The sequence below is a fragment of the Pseudolysobacter antarcticus genome (assembly GCF_004168365.1).
Lineage (GTDB): Bacteria > Pseudomonadota > Gammaproteobacteria > Xanthomonadales > Rhodanobacteraceae > Pseudolysobacter > Pseudolysobacter antarcticus.
Window position 1 is genome coordinate 135,851 of the sequence record NZ_CP035704.1, and the last position, 17,308, is coordinate 153,158.

Consider the following 17,308-nt stretch of genomic DNA (forward strand, 5'->3'; position numbering starts at 1 on the left):
ACCGGTGCAGACCACATCATTGTTAGCGGATGTTTGGTCTGCGGCACAATCTAAGTGTTACGCGCAGCGCTGGCAAGCCGTATTCTTCGCCGCCACTTGGTAATATCTTCGGTTGATCACCATTGCTGCCAAGAATCCTCAGTGCAAATCCGACGCTGTTCCGCCTTACTGATCGAACCACGCGAATCCGTAGCGTTCGACCTCGATTCCCTGCTCGCTGGTGGCAATGGCTTGAGCGCGAATATCGAATTGCTGGCGCTGGCGCCGCACCTGCTTTCCGAAGTGGCGATCAGCACGGTCGAAGCCGATGCGCTCAGCATTATTGGCGCAACATCATGGACACCGTTTGATGCGCTCGCCGAAAAATTTGATGCCGCGCTGCTGCACGCGCTACTGCAAAAAGGTCTACTGATCAGCGACGACGAGAGACACGCAGAAAATCGCGAACGCGACGAAAAATTACGCGCCGCGAACTGGCATCCACACTCTGCCGTGTCACATTATTTTGGCCGCTGGAAAGGTGTGACATCGGGCGAATCGACGGATCGTGCGGGCTATAAAAGTTCGGCAGAACTCGCCGAACGCCTCGGTGCATCGCCACCGCATGTGCATGCACGCGTGCCTGCCGAGCAGCGTATAACCTTGCCCGAAACCGCGAACACGTCGATGGACGAACTGCTCGCGCAACGCGTGACTTGTCGCAATTTCGATACGACCCGCCAATTGCCGCTAGCGACATTTTCGCGTTTGTTGTGGCGCGTATTTGGTGCGCAGGCGGCGGTGGAAATGGTCAAGGATCACATCCTGATCAAGCGCACGAGCCCGTCCGGCGGCGGCCTGCATCCGACCGAAGCGTATCTGCTGGTGCAGCGCGTGGAAGGCATCACGCCGGGCCTGTATCACTACCATCCGATCGACCATGCGCTGGAGCCGCTGGACGCGCCCGATGGCGATCTTCATGCGCTAGCCAATACCTTTGTCGCTGCACAAAACTACTACGCCGATGCGCATGTGCAAGTGGTGCTGGTGTCGCGCTTTGAACGTACTTTCTGGAAGTATCGCAACCATAGCAAGGCCTATCGCGTCTGCCTGCTGGATGCCGGGCATCTGTCGCAGACTTTGTATATTTCGGCGACCGAATTCGGCCTCGGCGCATTCATCACTGCGGCCATGAACGAGGTCGATGTCGAACAGGCGCTGGGGCTCGATCCGCTGCTGGAAAGCCCGGTCGCCATTTGCGGTTTTGGTATTCGTAGCAGCGAATTCGCGACTATCGAGTTCGATCCGCAACAGGCGATCTGGTCGGCGGAACAAAGTGCTACGGTTGGTATTCCCGCCGCGACGACGCAGAATTCAAACTCGCAGCTCAGCAAAGAATCCGATAGTTAGATCCTAGCAAACTCAGCCCGGGCAAGGCCCGCCGGCATCGGTCCATTGCTTGAACTTGGCGACAAAATCCGCGTGCGCAATCGGCACGGGCGCACGCCCGATACCCGGATCCCAGCCCCACAACACCAGCTTGTCTTCGTCGACATGCTTGAGCAACGCAGCGAGATCCTTGCCGCCATTGGCCTTTTGATCCTTCAAACCATTGCACAGTTGCGCCGAGGTCTGGCCGATGAAAACCATCTTGTGTTGCGGTGGCGGCAGATGCCAGTTCGGCGCACCGGGCGGCACGTGCGCACCGTAGCTTGCGGGCAGATTGGCCCGACCGTGGCAGGTGCTGCAGTTCATCGCGGCCATGCCGAAACCCGCCGGCCCGCGTTGCACATTTTGCGCGTGCGCCAAACCTTGATCGAACTGCAACGGCGCATCGCCCGGAATATGGCAATTCTGGCAACGCGGATTCTGCAACACCGCGCGGATAGTTTCGAATGCGGCGATTGCTTCATTCTTGTTCGCCGCGGCTTGGCTGTGCGGCACAAAACTCACGCTGGCGATAACAGCGACACCGATCACAGCGGCAATCATGGTTTTAATCGAACGCATGGCAAATCCTCCTGTGTACGAACAACGCGCGAATCGGATCAGGCCAGACGCAACGGCAACTTGCGCAACCGTTTGCCATTCAGCACAAACAACGCGTTCGCCACCGCTGGCGCAATCGGTGGCAAACCGGGTTCACCAACGCCGCCGGATTTTTCACCGCTGTCCACAATATGCACTTCGACAACAGGCATCTCGTTCATGCGCACGACCGGGTAATCATGGAAATTCGATTGCACGACCTTGCCGTCCTTGAACGTGATTTCGCCATGCAGCGCGGCGGATAATCCGTAGACGATGCCGCCCTCGATCTGGGCGCGAATGGTTTCGGGATTGACGAAGATGCCGCAGTCGATCGCAGCGACCACACGATGCACGCGAATCTTGCCGTTCTCGATTGAAACTTCCGCGACCTGTGCAACAAAACTGCCGAATGATTCGTGCACCGCGATACCGCGTGCGCGGCCTTTTGCCAGCGGTTTGTCCCAGCCGAATTTTTCGGCGGCTTCGTTGAGCACGGCGAGATGGCGTTTGGCGCCGGCTTTTTCCAGCAGCGCACGGCGAAAAACCAACGGATCCTGCTTGGCTGCGTGCGCGAGTTCATCGATGAAACTTTCGACCACAAACGCGGTGTGCGTATTGCCGACCGAGCGCCACCACAACACCGGAATTCCGGGCGTTGGCGAATGCAGTTCGACCAGATAATCCGTCACGCTTTTCAGATACGGTGAATCGGCCGCGCCCTCAACCGACGTGCCATCAATCCCGTCCTTGATCATCGCTGCGGCGAACGGCGTGCCGGCGATAATGCTCTGGCCGACGATCACATTGTGCCAGCCAAGAATCGCGCCCTTCTCATCGAGCGCGGCGCGGATATTGTGCAACCACATCGGCCGATAATAGCCGCCGCGCGTATCGTCCTCACGCGTCCACACCACCTTGACCGGCACCTTCGCGGCCTTCGCCACTTCGACCGCTTCGCCGACAAAATCCGAGGCCGGATTGGCGCGCCGACCGAAGCCACCACCAAGAAACATCGTGTGGATCGTGACCTGCTCGGGCTTGAGTCCGAGGATGTGTGCGGCGGCGCCCTGATCGCCCGTCTGGAACTGCGTGCCGGTCCATATTTCGCAGGAATTTTCGCCGAGCTTGACCGTGCAGTTGAGCGGCTCCATGGCCGCATGCGCGAGATACGGCACTTCGTATTCGGCCTCGATTTTCTTCGTCGCCTTGCTCAATACCGCGTTCGCATCGCCTTTCGCCGAAGCCTTGCTGCCGACGGTCTTGGCTAGCGCGCGATAGTCAGTGCGCATCTTGTCCGAATCGAGGCCGATATTCGCACCGAGATCCCAGTCGATTTTCAGCGCATCGCGACCGGTTTTTGCGGCCCAATAATTGTCCGCAAGAACGGCGATGCCGCTCGGCACCTGCACCACGTTGCGTACACCCTTGATCGCTTTTGCCGGCGCAGCATCGAAACTTTTTACCTTGGCGCCGAACACCGGCGCGCGTGCAATCACTGCGGTGAGCAGGCCATCGAATTGGACGTCGATGCCGAATTTGGCGCGGCCGCTGATTTTCTCCGGCGTGTCGAGACGTTTGGTCGGCTTGCCGATCAGCGTCCAATCGCGGCGAGGCTTGAGCTTGATTTCACCGCTCGGCGTAAGCGTTGCGGCGGCAGTCGAAAGCTCGCCGTAGGTTGCATGATGCGCGCCGGAACTGACCACGCCATTGGCGACATGACAATCGCTGGCCGCTACTTTCCATTGCGCCGCGGCCGCCTGAATCAGCAGTTCGCGCGCGAGTGCGCCGGCCTGACGATAACGATCAAATTCCGACCACGTCGTGCTCGATCCGCCGGTCATCTGGATGCCGTACACGGTGTGCGCATAACTCGGCGCAGCGGGCGCATGTTCAACCTTGATCTTCGACCAGTCGCAGCCGAGTTCTTCGGCGATCAGCATCGGCAACGTTGTCCAGATGCCCTGGCCCATTTCCGAATGCGACAGCAAAACGGTGACGCTGTTGTCGCTGGCGATTTTCAGAAACGCATTCGGCGCGGGCAACGGTGCGGGTTTTGCGCCACCTTGCGCGAGTGCAAAACGACCAACGCCCGGAACACTGAAGGCGATCACCAGGCCAGCGGCGGTGAGCGTGGTTTTGAGAAAATCGCGGCGACTGCGCTGTGCTAGCCCAGCATCGTCAAGCACATCGTCGATACGCGCGTTCATGCTTTCACCTCGCCGAGTTCGGCGGCGCGATGGATCGCCGCACGCACGCGCTGGTAGGTTCCGCAGCGGCAGATATTGCCGGACATCGCGGCATCGATATCCGCATCCGACGGTTTTTTATTGCTGGCAAGCAACGCCACCGCCGACATGATCTGGCCTGACTGGCAATAGCCGCATTGCACCACGTCGAGTTCGGCCCAGGCCTTCTGCACGACATGATCGCCGTTGGTGGAAAGCCCTTCGATCGTGGTGACTTTTGCGCCATTTGCTGCACTCGCTGGCGTTACACACGAACGCACCGGCGCGCCGTTAAGATGCACCGTGCATGCGCCGCATTGCGCCATGCCGCAACCGAATTTTGTGCCCGTCATATTCAGCACATCGCGGATGACCCAGAGCAGCGGCATATCGGGCGCGACATCGACGTCGTGATCGTGACCATTTACATTGAGTTTCATACGCTACCTCGGTTGGCTTTCAGGCTGAGCGAAAGCGTACTCCTCGGTTTTGTATTGCGCTAGCGCAGGGCGGACAGATCGGCGGTATGGTCGATATCGGTGGCCAGTGCCGGACTGTCGATCACCGTCACTTCGCTTTTGCGCTCATGCAACAAGACCCGCGCGCCTTGATCACCGCGCAGAAATTTTTCGTCTAACCAGTGTCGCGGCAACAGCGCCGGCACGCCGACGGTATCGGCATAACCGGACGCAACGGCGTGTAGCGGATTGCGGTGCCAGACATCACGCAATGTGATCAAGTGTGACGCGGTCAACGCAGGCTGGTCGCACAGCACAACCATAACGCCGTCGATATTTGCATCCAGCGCCTGCACCGCGCAGCGCAACGAAGCGCCCATGCCGTCACGCCAGTTTTCGCAAATCAGCGCGCGGATCGGCAGATCGGCAATCGCCAAAACCATGCGCGATGCATCGGCACCAAGCACGACCACAACCTCGGCAGGCAATGTTGCGAACGCAAATCGCGCGGCGCGATGTAATAAAGTTTCGCCTTCGTGAAACAACAATTGTTTGGGCTGACCGAGACGTGACGAGCCACCCGCGGCAAGCACGATCACGGCATGGCGCGATGCCTCAGTCATGGTTTTTTACGCGTTGAGCATAACGCGCGAAGTGTTGTTGCAACTCCGCCGCGATGCTCAACGCGATCGCTTCCGGGCCTTGGCCGCCGAGCGGTAATCCGACAGGTGCATGCAAACGCGGATGCAAAAGTGCCGCATCGTCGCCAAGCTCGGCCAGCAATTCGTCGCGGCGCGCCGGTGGCCCGAGCAAACCGATATACGCGATGTCACTTTGTGCGAGAGAACGCAGATGCGCGAGATCGGTGCTGAAGTTGTGGCTCATCACCAGCGCGGCGTCGAAGCGTGTTGCCTGCAACTGCGCGTGTGCGGCCATCGGCGCGAGTTCGATCACGTGATCAGCTGCAGCCCGATGCGCCAGCTGTGACCAGCGACCGCGATGTTCGACCACCCACGATTGCCAACCCATCTGCCGCGCGCATGCGATCAAGCTCGGCGTTTCCGGGCCGGCGCCGAGCAGCAAAACCCGTGAGGTCGCGGCGATAAACAATCGCGCCGCCGTTGTAGAAATTTCCAGTGGATCGATCGCATCATGCGTTGGCGAATTGGCACCGGCGCTGTTCCACGTCCAATGCTGCGTAGTCGTTTGCGCACGGCCGGCGCCGATGTCGCCCGAAACATCGAGCTCGATCGTCAGGACCAGCCCCGCCTGCTGCGCGGCGACCAGCGCCTGCAACAAAGGCGCTGTCGATCGCGCCGATTGCGGCAACAACAAAACCCACATGCGACCGCGACAACCGATGCCCGAACCAAATACCAGATCATCATCGCTCTCGGTATTGAACTCGGCGAGTTGCGCACGTTTTTCGATCAGCACTTCGCGCGCTTTCAACTCAAGCTCGGGTTCGAGACAGCCGCCGCTGATTACGCCGGCACGCACGCCGCCAGCATCCAGCAAAACCAAAGCGCCCGGCTTCTGGTACGTCGAACCTTCGGTTGCGGTGACGATCGCCAGCACCAAATTCTGGCCTTGCGCTTGCAACGCCAGCGCGCGTTCGATCAAGCCGCGATTGCCGCCGCAAATGCTGGTGAGGTTGAGATTGGGATCAGCCGAAAACATCGATGCACGACACTCGAAAGCTTATTTCGTTTCAAGTGTAGCTGCAGCGATGACGCGGGCGATATCGGCCATGCAACATGCGTTACCGTTGCCGTGCTAATCAGTTACGTCGATCCAGGCGCCGATATTGAATCGCTTCGCTGAGATGCGCGCTGTGGATGTGCGCGCTGCCATCCAGATCGGCGATTGTGCGTGCCACGCGCAGGATGCGGTGATAGGCGCGCGCGGACAGGCCGAGCTTGTCGACGGCGCGTTCGAGCAAGGTGTTATCGCCAGCGCTCAAGGCGCAATCGCGTTCGACTTCGCGATTGCCGAGCTGCGCGTTCGCCATACCGGCGCGGGCGAGTTGGCGCTCGCGCGCCGCAATCACGCGTAGCAGCACGCTGGCGCTGGATTCCTCGGTACCGGCACGCTGGCGCAATTCCGCGATCGGCACACGAGGCACTTCGACTTGCAGATCGATGCGATCCAGCAATGGCCCGGAAACGCGGGCGCGATAACGCAGTATTTGATCGGGCGTGCAGGCGCAGCGTCCCGACGGATCACCCGAGTAACCGCATGGACATGGATTCATTGCGGCTACGAGCTGAAAATTCGCGGGAAACTCTGCTTGTCGCGCTGCACGCGAAATCACGATGCGACCAGACTCTAGTGGCTCACGCAAAACTTCGAGTACCCTACGCTCAAACTCGGGCAATTCATCAAGAAATAAGACGCCGTTATGGGCGAGGGAAATCTCGCCGGGCCGAGGCACCGCACCACCGCCAACCAGTGCGACCGCCGACGCCGTATGGTGCGGCGCTCTGAAAGGTCGCATTTTCCACTTGTGCAAATCTATACCGTAGCCGCTGATCGAGCGCACCGCGCTGGTTTCGAGCGCTTCGGCTTCGCTCATCGGCGAGAGGATTCCCGGCAGGCGACTCGCCAGCATGGTCTTGCCGGTGCCGGGCGGCCCGATAAAAAGCAGGTGATGACCTCCCGCTGCCGCAACTTCGAGCGCACGCCGCGCTTGTGCCTGACCACGCACATCGAGCAGATCGGGAAACGTGATATCGATCGCTTGCAGCGGTGGCGCGACGGCTTCGGGCAGGCGTCCGACACCGCGCAAAAACGCACAGACTTCGAGCAACGAATTCGCGGTATAGGTGACGGTCGAACTTGCCAGCGATGCTTCGGCGGCGTTTTGTTGCGGCACGATCACGCTGCGCCCGGCATCGGCGGCTTTCAGCACCGCCGGCAATACGCCGGTGACGCCGCGCAACTCGCCGGACAATGCCAGCTCACCGAGAAATTCGTAATGCGCGAGTGGCTCTTTGGGAATGTGACCGGCCGCGGCAAGAATACCGAGCGCGATCGGCAGATCGAATCGCCCACCGTCCTTCGGCAAATCTGCTGGCGCCAGACTCACCGTAACTCGACGGGCAGGATATTCCAGTTGTGCGTTCTGAATCGCGACACGAACGCGATCGCGCGCTTCCTTCACGGCGGTTTCGGGCAAGCCGACAATTGACGTTCCGGGCAATCCACCGGACAGATGTACCTCGACCGTGACCGGCGGCGCGGCGACGCCATCCTGGGCGCGGCTGTTGACGATCGCCAGACTCATGCCGCTCGGCGCGATCTGGACGAATGAAATCCGGGCGAATGAAAATTCTGCGGTTTGTGTTGTGGAAAGTTCTGAACAAGCCCCTCCTGGACTTGTTCAGACCCGCCGAATCCGGCCGCCGCAGTCGCTTCCAGCGATTGGTGGCACTCCCCACATCCGTGCAGGTTGTTTGCATTGACTCGACTCCGACATAACGATGGCTTGCGCGCTCGATATGTTCGACTCGTCCTGAGCCTCTCCCTCCGTACCGGCTCCGCGGTGCGGATTTGCTTCTGCAGATCCCTTGCTGGCGGTGCATCCTGCGCCGCCGATCCCGCCTGTACCAATAAAAACCCCGCTTGCGACTTTCCTGTAAAAGCTGCCATCGTCCGTGGTAGCGCTTGTAATCCTGTAGGCATGACAACCTGGATGGGTTGCGGCGCGGCCATGCTGCGCCGACCTGGCTCAATGGGTGAGATTAGCCAGGCCTTCGTCACTAGCGGGAAACTTGCAAGGATGACGCGATCAACCTTCATCCTGAATTCCTGATTGTCTTTTCGATTTCCTCTACAACCTTGATAAAACTCCTGCGTCATCAAGGGTTGACTTAATTTTTGGGTTACAAACACCCTTAATGTTTGGGTGTAGCGGTGATACTTCCGTTGACCTGACGCTCCAATGCCGCGACTTGCAGTTCCAGCGCCTCGACTTTCTCGCGAGTGCGCAACAACACCGAGCGCTGCACCGCAAAATCCTCACTTGTCACAAGATCGAGACCTCGCAAACCAACACGCAAGGTTTCGCGAAAATGCGCACTAAGCTCATCCTTGGCCTCACGTGCGCCCTCGGGTACGAGGGCGGCGAGGCGTTGCGCCAGCTCATCAATATTTTGCAGGTTGATCATGGTTTACCTCATCGACCGAAGGACAACATCACGGCGCCAGTTTACCTGTTCGGCCCAGTGCGTTCTGTCAGCCAGTCGATGATTATTTTGTAGGAATTCTCTTACAAGGAGTGGCTGGAGCGCGGTTTGTCTCAGCAGATTTGAAAATTATTTCGCGCGCCCACGCTGCCGCGAGCTGTGCGCACGTCACCGGCTAGGCTAAAGTGCAGGAATTGCCGCTATCGATCGCAGGAGAAGCTTTATGAAAATGGTTGTCGCGGTGATCAAGCCGTTCAAGCTCGACGATGTGCGCGAGGCGCTGGCCGAAGTCGGCGTGCAAGGCATCACCGTCAGCGAGGTGAAGGGCTTCGGTCGGCAGAAGGGTCACACCGAGTTGTATCGCGGTGCCGAATACGTCGTCGATTTCCTGCCCAAGATCAAGATCGAAGTGGCCGTGACCGAAGCATTGCTCGAACGTGTAGTCGAGGCCATCACCAACGCCGCGCATACTGGCAAGATCGGCGACGGCAAGATTTTTGTGTATGCGCTGGATCGCGTGATCCGCATTCGCACCGGTGAAGTGGACGGCGACGCGTTGTAAGCCCGCTATTGCCAACCTCGATCCAGATCGATCGTTTTTGCGTGCGGACGTCTATACGGCCAAACCGTTACAAATGAAACTTTTGACGCAACGCAACAAGTATGCTTAAGTCAGGATCGGAACCATCCCCGGATGCCGCCCACGAAAGCCGTCGTGCAGCGTTTTGCGGTGTTTTCAAATGACGCGGATAGTGCCAACAACGCGCCCTTTTCCAGCAACGTCGCCAGACGTGGACTTATCGGCGCACCGCAACGTGCGCAACGATGTACGTACAGCCTGGAGCGTTCCTGCTTCGGGCTGCTTTGCGCGGCTTGACCTGATCGGGATTTGAAACCATCCAGCGCCACAACACAGACGTGGGCCAGGCGTGCCGTCACCCCGCCAGCTCGAGCGCCAGCCATGCCGTTACTCCGCAAATCAGGTCTTTACGATGCCGCCTTCGAACACGATAGCTGCGGCTTCGGTCTGATCGCGAGTCTGGACGATCGCGCCAGCAGCACGCTGGTCGATACCGCGCTCAGCGCGCTCGAACGCATGTCACATCGCGGCGCGGTCGGCGCCGATGGCAAGACCGGCGACGGCTGCGGCCTGCTGTTGTATCGTCCGACAGCATGGCTGCGGGCGCTGGCCGAAGAATCCGGCATCGTGGTTGCGGAACGCTTCGCCGCCGGTGTGGTTTTTCTGAAGCCCAATACCGCTGCAGCCACCGCCGCGAAAGCCGAACTTGGCAAACAGCTCGAAGCGATCGGATTGAATGTGGCCGGCTGGCGCGAGGTGCCGCTTGATCTTGAAGCGTGCGGAGAACTCGCCGCGGCCGTGCGCCCGGAGATTGCGCAAATCTTCGTCAACGCGCCCGCCGACATGAGCGAGGCGGTGTTTGAACGCGCCTTGTTCCGCGCGCGCCGCCTTGCCGAAAAAGCACTCAGGCATGATGAGCACTTTTATGTCGTGACCTTGTCCGCGCACACCATCGGCTACAAGGCGATGGTGATGCCGGGTGCGTTACGCGCGTTTTACAGCGACCTCGCGCATCCGGCGCTGGCCGCGAGTGCGGCGACGTTTCACCAACGTTTTTCGACCAATACCCAGCCGCGCTGGAAACTCGCGCAACCGTTCCGCCTGCTCGCGCACAACGGCGAGATCAACACGATCCAGGCTAATCGCAGCTGGGCCGCCGCGCGCGCGCCAAAACTCGCTTCGCCGCTGGTAGATTTCAGCGGACTCGATCCGATCGTCAGCATGGACGGCTCGGATTCGCAGTCGCTCGACAACATGCTCGAAGTGCTGCTGGCCGGTGGCCTGGATGTGCTCGCGGCGATGCGCATCCTGATTCCGCCGGCGTGGAATGCGCGCGAGGATATCGATCAGGATCTCGAAGCGTTCTACGAATATTACGCACTGCATACCGAGCCGTGGGACGGCCCGGCTGGCATCGTGTTGTGCGATGGCCGCTACGCTGCTTGCACGCTCGATCGCAACGGTTTGCGTCCGGCGCGCTGGGCGCTATCGGCGGACCGGCATTTCATCATCGCTTCCGAGGCCGGCATCTGGGATGTGCCGGATGACCATATCGTCGCCAAGGGCAGGCTTGGCCCGGGGCAGATGATCGCGATCGACATGAAGGAACATCGCCTGCTCGACGAGGCCGCGATCGACGCGGTTAATCGCGCGCGTGCGCCGTTCAAGCAATGGCTGCGCAACGGCGTGACGTTTCTCGAATCCGACCTGATCGATCCGAGCCTGGCCGCCGAGCCGTTTGACAAACCGACGCTGAAACGTTTCCAGAAACTGTTTGCGCTGACGCGCGAAGAACGCGATTCGGTGCTGAAAGTGCTGGCCGAAACCGAGGCCGAAGCGACCGGTTCGATGGGCGACGACACACCGTTCGCGGTGTTGTCGCTGCAGTCGCGCTCGCTCTACGATTATTTCCGCCAGGCATTTGCGCAGGTCACCAATCCGCCGATCGATCCGCTGCGCGAAAGTCTGGTGATGTCGCTGGCGACGCAGATCGGGCGCGAGAGCAACGTGTTCGACCTGTCGCCGGAAAACGCGCATCAGGTGCTGCTGAATTCACCGATTCTTTCGCAGCGCAAACTGCGGCAAATTCTCAGCTTGCCGCAATTCCGCGAAGCGCAGGTTTTCATCGATATTTATTACGAGGAAAAAGAAGGCCTCGCCGCCGCGCTCGATCGTTATTGCAGCGCCGCCGAAGCGGCCGTGCGCAACGGCGCGGTGCTGGTCTTCATCAGCGATCGTTATCCGAAACCCGACATGCTGGTCGCGCATTCGTTGCTCGTGACGGCGTCGATTCATCAGCACCTCATCGCTACCGGTCTGCGTTGCGATTGCAACCTGCTGGTTGAAACCGGCAGCGCGCGCGACCCACACCAGTTCGCGTGCCTGATCGGTTACGGCGCCACGGCGGTATATCCATATCTGGCGTACCAAACCTTGTTCGATCTCGGTCGCGATGGTTTGATCAGTGGCAAGAGCGATGGCGAACCGCGCGAACTCGGCCGCAGCTATCGCCGCGGCATTCGCAAAGGCTTGCTGAAAATCCTGTCGAAAATGGGCATCTCGACCATCGCCGGTTATCGCGGCGCGGGTTTGTTCGAGATCGTCGGTTTGTCGGATGAAGTTGTCGCACGCTGTTTTGCCGGTACGCCGTCGCGCATCGGCGGGGCGGGTTTCATCGACATCGAACGCGAAATGAAACAACAGGTGTTCGATGCGTGGAACGAGGCTGAAACTTTATTGCCCGGCGGCCTGCTGAAATTCATGCACGGCGGCGAATATCATATGTACAACCCGGATGTGATCGCGAGCCTGCAGGCGGCGGTGCGCAGCGGTGATTACATCGATTACCGCATCTACGCTGATCACGTGAACTCGCGTGCACCATCGACCTTGCGCGACCTGCTCGAATTTCGCGAAGGCCGCACTGCGATTCCGCTCAACGACGTCGAGCCGATCGATTCGATCCTGAAGCGTTTTGATTCCGCCGGCATGTCGCTCGGCGCGTTGTCGCCCGAGGCACATGAGGCGCTTGCGATTGCGATGAACCGGCTCGGTGCACGTTCCAACTCGGGCGAAGGCGGCGAAGATCCGTTGCGTTACGGCACCGAGAAATCTTCGAAGATCAAGCAAGTCGCGTCGGGCCGTTTCGGCGTCACGCCAGAGTATCTGATCAACGCCGAAGTGCTGCAGATCAAGATCGCACAAGGTGCCAAGCCCGGCGAAGGCGGCCAGTTGCCCGGTCACAAGGTCAACGAGATGATCGCGCGCTTGCGCTACGCCAAGCCCGGTATCGGCCTGATTTCACCGCCGCCGCATCACGATATTTATTCGATCGAAGACCTCGCCGAACTGATCTACGACCTCAAGCAGATCAATCCGGACGCGCTGGTTTCGGTCAAGCTGGTCGCGCACGCTGGTGTCGGCACGATCGCCGCCGGCGTGGTCAAGGCGTATGCCGATCTGATCACGATTTCCGGCTACGACGGCGGCACCGGTGCGAGCCCGCTATCGTCGATCAAATACGCCGGTGGTCCGTGGGAGCTCGGCTTGAGCGAAGCGCATCAGACGCTGCGACTGAATGGCTTGCGGCACAAGGTGCGGCTGCAGACCGACGGCGGTTTGAAAACTGGCCTCGACGTGATCAAGGCCGCGATACTCGGCGCGGAAAGTTTCGGTTTCGGCACTGGGCCGATGGTTGCGCTCGGCTGCAAATATCTGCGTATTTGTCATCTCAACAATTGCGCCACCGGCGTCGCCACCCAGCATGAAGTGTTGCGCAAGCTGCACTTCACCGGGCTGCCGGAAATGGTCATGAATTATTTCCGCTTCGTAGCCCAAGATGTGCGCGAATTGTTGTCGATGCTCGGCATGCGCTCGCTCGAAGAGCTGGTCGGTCGCACCGATTTGCTGAGGCAAAAAGTCGGCAACAGCATCAAGCAAACTCAGCTCGATCTGTCGCCGTTGCTCAGCGATAACGGACTCGGCATCGAGGTCGCGCAGACGTGTGTTTCGACGCGCAATATGCCGCGCGATCCGGGCACGCTCGCCGCGCGCATCAGCGTCGATACGCTCGAAGCGCTCGACGCCAAACGTGGCGGCGAGTTTGCGTATCCGGTGCGCAATACCGATCGAACCCTCGGCGCGCGATTGTCCGGCGATGTCGCGCGACGCTACGGCAATCACGGCATGCGCGACGCGCCGATCGTGCTGCGCCTGCGCGGCAGCGCCGGGCAAAGCCTCGGTGCGTGGAATGCCGGCGGCGTCCATATTTATCTCGAAGGCGAAGCCAACGACGGCGTCGGCAAAGGCATGGCCGATGGCAAGATCGTGTTGTATCCGCCCGCGCTGGCACGCTTCGAGGCGCGCAAGACCGTGATCATCGGCAACACCTGTTTATACGGCGCCACCGGCGGCGAGTTGTATGCCGCAGGCCAGGCCGGCGAACGATTTGCGGTGCGCAATTCCGGCACGGTCGCGGTGATCGAAGGCGCCGGCGATCATTGCTGCGAATACATGACCGGCGGCACCGTGGTCGTGCTCGGCCGCACCGGTTTGAACTTTGGCGCTGGGTTCACTGGCGGCTTCGCTTACGTGCTCGATCAGGAGCGTGATTTTGTCGATCGCTACAACCACGAACTCATCGACATCCATCGCATCGGTCACGAGGGCATGGAAAATCACGTGCAGAATCTGCGCGGTTTGATCATCGCCCACGTCCGCGAAACCGGCAGCGTCTGGGGTCAGCAGATCCTCGACGAATTCCGCGAATACCTGCACAAATTCTGGTTGGTGAAACCGAAGGCCGCGAGCCTCGAATCACTGATCGACGCCCTGAAGCGAGCCGCCTGATGAGTACCGATGTTTTCAAATTCCTGACCGTGCCGCGGGTGATGCCGCGCGAAGTGCCGGTGCAGGTGCGTGTGCTTGGTTACGATGAAATCTACGGCGATTTCGAACCCGGCCAATCCGCCGAACAGGCAGCGCGCTGTCTCGATTGCGGCAACCCGTATTGCGAGTGGCAATGCCCGGTGCACAACTACATTCCGAACTGGCTCAAGCTGGTGCAGGATGGTCGCATTTTCGAAGCCGCGACCTTGATGCACGAAACCAACCCGTTGCCGGAAGTCTGCGGCCGTGTCTGCCCGCAGGATCGACTGTGCGAAGGCGCGTGCACGATCAACGAAGGTTTTGGTGCGGTGACGATCGGTGGCATCGAAAAATATGTCGTCGATGAAGCGTTTCGCCAAGGCTGGCGCCCCGATCTTTCACAAGTCAAAGCCACCGGCAAACGCGTGGCGATCATCGGCGCCGGACCCGCCGGAATTTCCGCCGCTGATCGTCTTGCGCGCGCCGGCGTGCAAGCCGTGGTGTTTGATCGCTACGAAGAAATCGGTGGTCTGCTGACGTTTGGCATCCCACCGTTCAAGCTCGAGAAAAATATCATCGGCACACGGCGCGCTGTGCTCGAAGGCATGGGTGTGGAATTTCGCTTGAACTGCGAGATCGGTCGTGACATTGAATTTTCCGAATTGCTGCGCGATTACGACGCCGTGTTTCTCGGCCTTGGCACGTATCGATTTGTCGATGGCGCCATCCCCGGCCAGCATCTACCGGGCGTGCATGCAGCGCTGCCGTATCTGGTCAGCAATGTGCGGCAATTGCTCGCTGGCGATACCGCGCTCGCCGAGCCGCATTTCGATCTGAGTGGCCAGCGTGTGGTCGTGCTCGGTGGCGGCGATACCGGCATGGATTGCAATCGCACCGCGATCCGCCAGGGCGCGGCGCGCGTGAGCTGCGTTTATCGGCGCGACGAAATCAACATGCCTGGCTCTCGTCGGGAAGTAAAAAACAGTCGCGACGAAGGCGTGCATTTCCTGTTCAATCGTCAGCCGATCGCGATTCTCGGCGATGACCGCGTCACCGGCGTGCGTATGGTCGAAACGCGCCTCGTGAAAGACGGTCACGGTCGTGCGCGGCCCGAACATGTGCCCGGCAGCGAAACCGATATCGCCGCCGATGCGGTCATCCTCGCGTTCGGTTTCCAGCCCGATCCACCGCCATGGCTCGCCGCACACGGTGTGACCTTGCACGACAACGAGCGCCTGCGTGTCGGCGGTTTCGGCGCCGAACAACGCCTGCCATTCCAGACCGATCACCCGCGCATCTTCGCTGGCGGCGACATGGTGCGCGGCGCCGATCTGGTGGTGCGCGCAGTGCACGATGGCCGCGAGGCGGCGAGGTCGATCCTGATCGAGCTGGGCTTAACCGCAGCGGCGCACGCCGCCTGATTCTTGACGCAGTGCCGTAATCGTCACGGAGCTTGGGGCGTGCCGTTTCAGATATCGCCCAGCATAGACCGGAGAGTCATACTAAACCTCGAGCGTGGTCGGCTTGAAGCTGGCGAAATCGTTGTTGAAATTGTCCGTCGTCAATGCCATTTCGTGCTGCCCCGCCGACGTTGGCACCTCGGCCACGCCACGCCACGCAGCGACGCCATCCTGCTGGCTGTGCAGTAGACTGGGCATTCATCCGAACCGCAGGGGAAAGCTGTGACCACATCGACGCGATTAGTCTCGGCCTTGGGGGTACTTCTACTTTTCACTTTGTCATCGCCAGGCTGCGCGCAGCAACGAACGAGCTCCGCGTCGCGGCAAAGGGCGGACGCAACTTGGACGTTCGCGGTATCCGGTGATTCGCGCAACTGCGGCAATGTCGTGATGCCCGCCATCGCGGCGGGAGCGCGCAAAGATGGCGCGGCGTTCTACTGGCATCTCGGTGATTTGCGCGCGATCTACAAAGTGGATGAAGACTACGCGCGCGAAGAGCGCTTCAAGGCATTCTCGCCACCGCCGAGCCTCGACGATTATCTGCGTACTGCGTGGACCGATTTCAGCCAGCATCAGGTGCAGCCTTTCGCAAACACGCCATTCTTTATCGGCATTGGCAACCACGAAACCATCGCGCCGAAAACGCGCACCCAATTTCTCATCGAGTTTCAATCGCTGCTTGATCGCCCGGAGCTCAAGCAACAGCGCAGCAACGACGCCGCGCTTTATGGCCTGTTGAAACAGACGCCAGCGCCGAGAACCTATTATCACTGGATCGAACGCGGCATCGATTTCATCAATCTCGACAACGCCAGCGACGATACTTTCGATACGGTGCAGATGGCTTGGTTCAATGCAATTGTCGATGCGGATATGCAAAATCCGGCCATCACCACGTTGGTGGTGGGAATGCATGAATCGTTGCCCTACAGCAAATCCGACAGCCACAGCATGTGCGGCTCGATCAGCGGTCGCGAGAGCGGCACGAGAACGTATGCGAAGTTGGTCGAGGCCGAAAAGAAATCGAAGCACGTCTATCTGCTCGCCAGCCACTCGCACTATTACCTGGCCAACATCTACGACACCGATCACTGGCGTGATGCCGATCACGGTGGGGTTGTTTTGCCCGGATGGGTCGTAGGTACCGCGGGCGCCGAACGCTATCCACTGCCGCCGGATGTGATCGCCGGCCCCGATGCACGCGAGCATGTCTACGGATATCTCATTGGCACGGTCACGCGCGGTGGCGAAGTGCGATTCGAGTTTCGCGAACTTGCCGAGCCCGCTATCCAGTTGACGCGCGGTGCCGACTATTCAGCAGACACGGTATCGTTCTGCGTGGCACAAAATCCGGACCCGGAAAAACTGCATGCGAAGCACGCGCAACCGAGCAGCTGTGAAGCTGCCACACAGCGCTAGGCAAACTTTTCGAAATCCATCACTACCAAGCCGACTGCTATCAGCTGATTTCGTGAGCATCCGGAAAAATCACGCACGTTGATCGAGCGAGCCGCGCCCGATC

13 protein-coding genes are annotated in these 17,308 nt (G+C 59.9%); 5 read left to right on the top strand and 8 right to left on the bottom strand.

Translation table 11 applies throughout. The annotated features are described in order from the left end of the window. The first annotated feature begins 141 nt into the window (after window positions 1-141). The gene (locus ELE36_RS00655; RefSeq protein ID WP_129831260.1) at window positions 142-1,389 is read left to right on the top strand and encodes a putative peptide maturation dehydrogenase; all 1,248 of its coding nucleotides are present in this window, start codon (window positions 142-144) and stop codon (window positions 1,387-1,389) included. Between the two features lie 12 nt (window positions 1,390-1,401). Here ELE36_RS00655 and ELE36_RS00660 read toward each other — a convergent pair whose 3' ends face one another. The 7 genes from ELE36_RS00660 to ELE36_RS00690 all read right to left on the bottom strand — a co-directional run bounded on the left by ELE36_RS00660 (window position 1,402) and on the right by ELE36_RS00690 (window position 8,862). Next, entirely contained in the window at window positions 1,402-1,989 is a 588-nt protein-coding gene (locus ELE36_RS00660) for a hypothetical protein (protein WP_129831262.1), read from the bottom strand. Window positions 1,990-2,027: 38 nt separating this feature from the next. Continuing rightward, the gene (locus ELE36_RS00665) at window positions 2,028-4,217 is read right to left on the bottom strand and encodes a xanthine dehydrogenase family protein molybdopterin-binding subunit (protein WP_129831263.1); all 2,190 of its coding nucleotides are present in this window, start codon (window positions 4,215-4,217) and stop codon (window positions 2,028-2,030) included. Then, window positions 4,214-4,675: a (2Fe-2S)-binding protein gene (locus ELE36_RS00670; protein WP_129831264.1), complete on the bottom strand. Its 462-nt coding sequence runs from the start codon at window positions 4,673-4,675 to the stop codon at window positions 4,214-4,216. Before ELE36_RS00670 ends, ELE36_RS00665 begins: the two co-directional genes overlap by 4 nt. 59 nt (window positions 4,676-4,734) lie before the next feature. Further along, on the bottom strand, window positions 4,735-5,316 hold the full coding sequence (locus tag ELE36_RS00675; RefSeq protein WP_129831265.1) for a nucleotidyltransferase family protein: 582 nt from the start codon (window positions 5,314-5,316) through the stop codon (window positions 4,735-4,737). Continuing rightward, entirely contained in the window at window positions 5,309-6,373 is a 1,065-nt protein-coding gene (locus tag ELE36_RS00680) for an XdhC family protein (RefSeq protein ID WP_129831266.1), read from the bottom strand. The genes ELE36_RS00675 and ELE36_RS00680 overlap by 8 nt, the downstream gene beginning before the upstream one ends. Before the next feature lie 100 nt (window positions 6,374-6,473). Beyond that, window positions 6,474-7,979 (bottom strand): YifB family Mg chelatase-like AAA ATPase, encoded by a 1,506-nt coding sequence (locus tag ELE36_RS00685; RefSeq protein WP_129831267.1) that lies wholly within the window; start codon window positions 7,977-7,979, stop codon window positions 6,474-6,476. 610 nt (window positions 7,980-8,589) lie between these two features. Further along, window positions 8,590-8,862 (bottom strand): accessory factor UbiK family protein, encoded by a 273-nt coding sequence (locus ELE36_RS00690; protein ID WP_129831268.1) that lies wholly within the window; start codon window positions 8,860-8,862, stop codon window positions 8,590-8,592. Window positions 8,863-9,103: 241 nt separating this feature from the next. Here ELE36_RS00690 and ELE36_RS00695 point away from each other — a divergent pair, with 241 nt between their 5' ends. The 3 genes from ELE36_RS00695 (at window position 9,104) to ELE36_RS00705 (ending at window position 15,747) form a co-directional block, all read left to right on the top strand. Next, a complete protein-coding gene (locus tag ELE36_RS00695) occupies window positions 9,104-9,442 on the top strand; it encodes a P-II family nitrogen regulator (RefSeq protein ID WP_129831269.1) in 339 nt (112 codons plus the stop codon). A 399-nt stretch (window positions 9,443-9,841) separates the two neighbouring features. After that, window positions 9,842-14,308: a glutamate synthase large subunit gene (gene gltB, locus ELE36_RS00700; RefSeq protein ID WP_129831271.1), complete on the top strand. Its 4,467-nt coding sequence runs from the start codon at window positions 9,842-9,844 to the stop codon at window positions 14,306-14,308. Beyond that, complete coding sequence (locus tag ELE36_RS00705; RefSeq protein WP_129831273.1) at window positions 14,308-15,747, top strand: FAD-dependent oxidoreductase; 1,440 nt, start codon at window positions 14,308-14,310, stop codon at window positions 15,745-15,747. The genes gltB and ELE36_RS00705 overlap by 1 nt, the downstream gene beginning before the upstream one ends. A gap of 81 nt (window positions 15,748-15,828) precedes the next feature. Here ELE36_RS00705 and ELE36_RS20210 read toward each other — a convergent pair whose 3' ends face one another. Further along, window positions 15,829-15,984, bottom strand: coding sequence for a hypothetical protein (locus ELE36_RS20210; RefSeq protein WP_165371409.1), 156 nt, complete (start codon window positions 15,982-15,984; stop codon window positions 15,829-15,831). Between the two features lie 192 nt (window positions 15,985-16,176). On the opposite strand from ELE36_RS20210, the gene ELE36_RS00710 reads away from it, so the two are divergent. Beyond that, window positions 16,177-17,205, top strand: a complete 1,029-nt coding sequence (locus ELE36_RS00710) for a hypothetical protein (RefSeq protein WP_129831274.1) — start codon at window positions 16,177-16,179, stop codon at window positions 17,203-17,205. Window positions 17,206-17,308 lie beyond the last annotated feature (103 nt).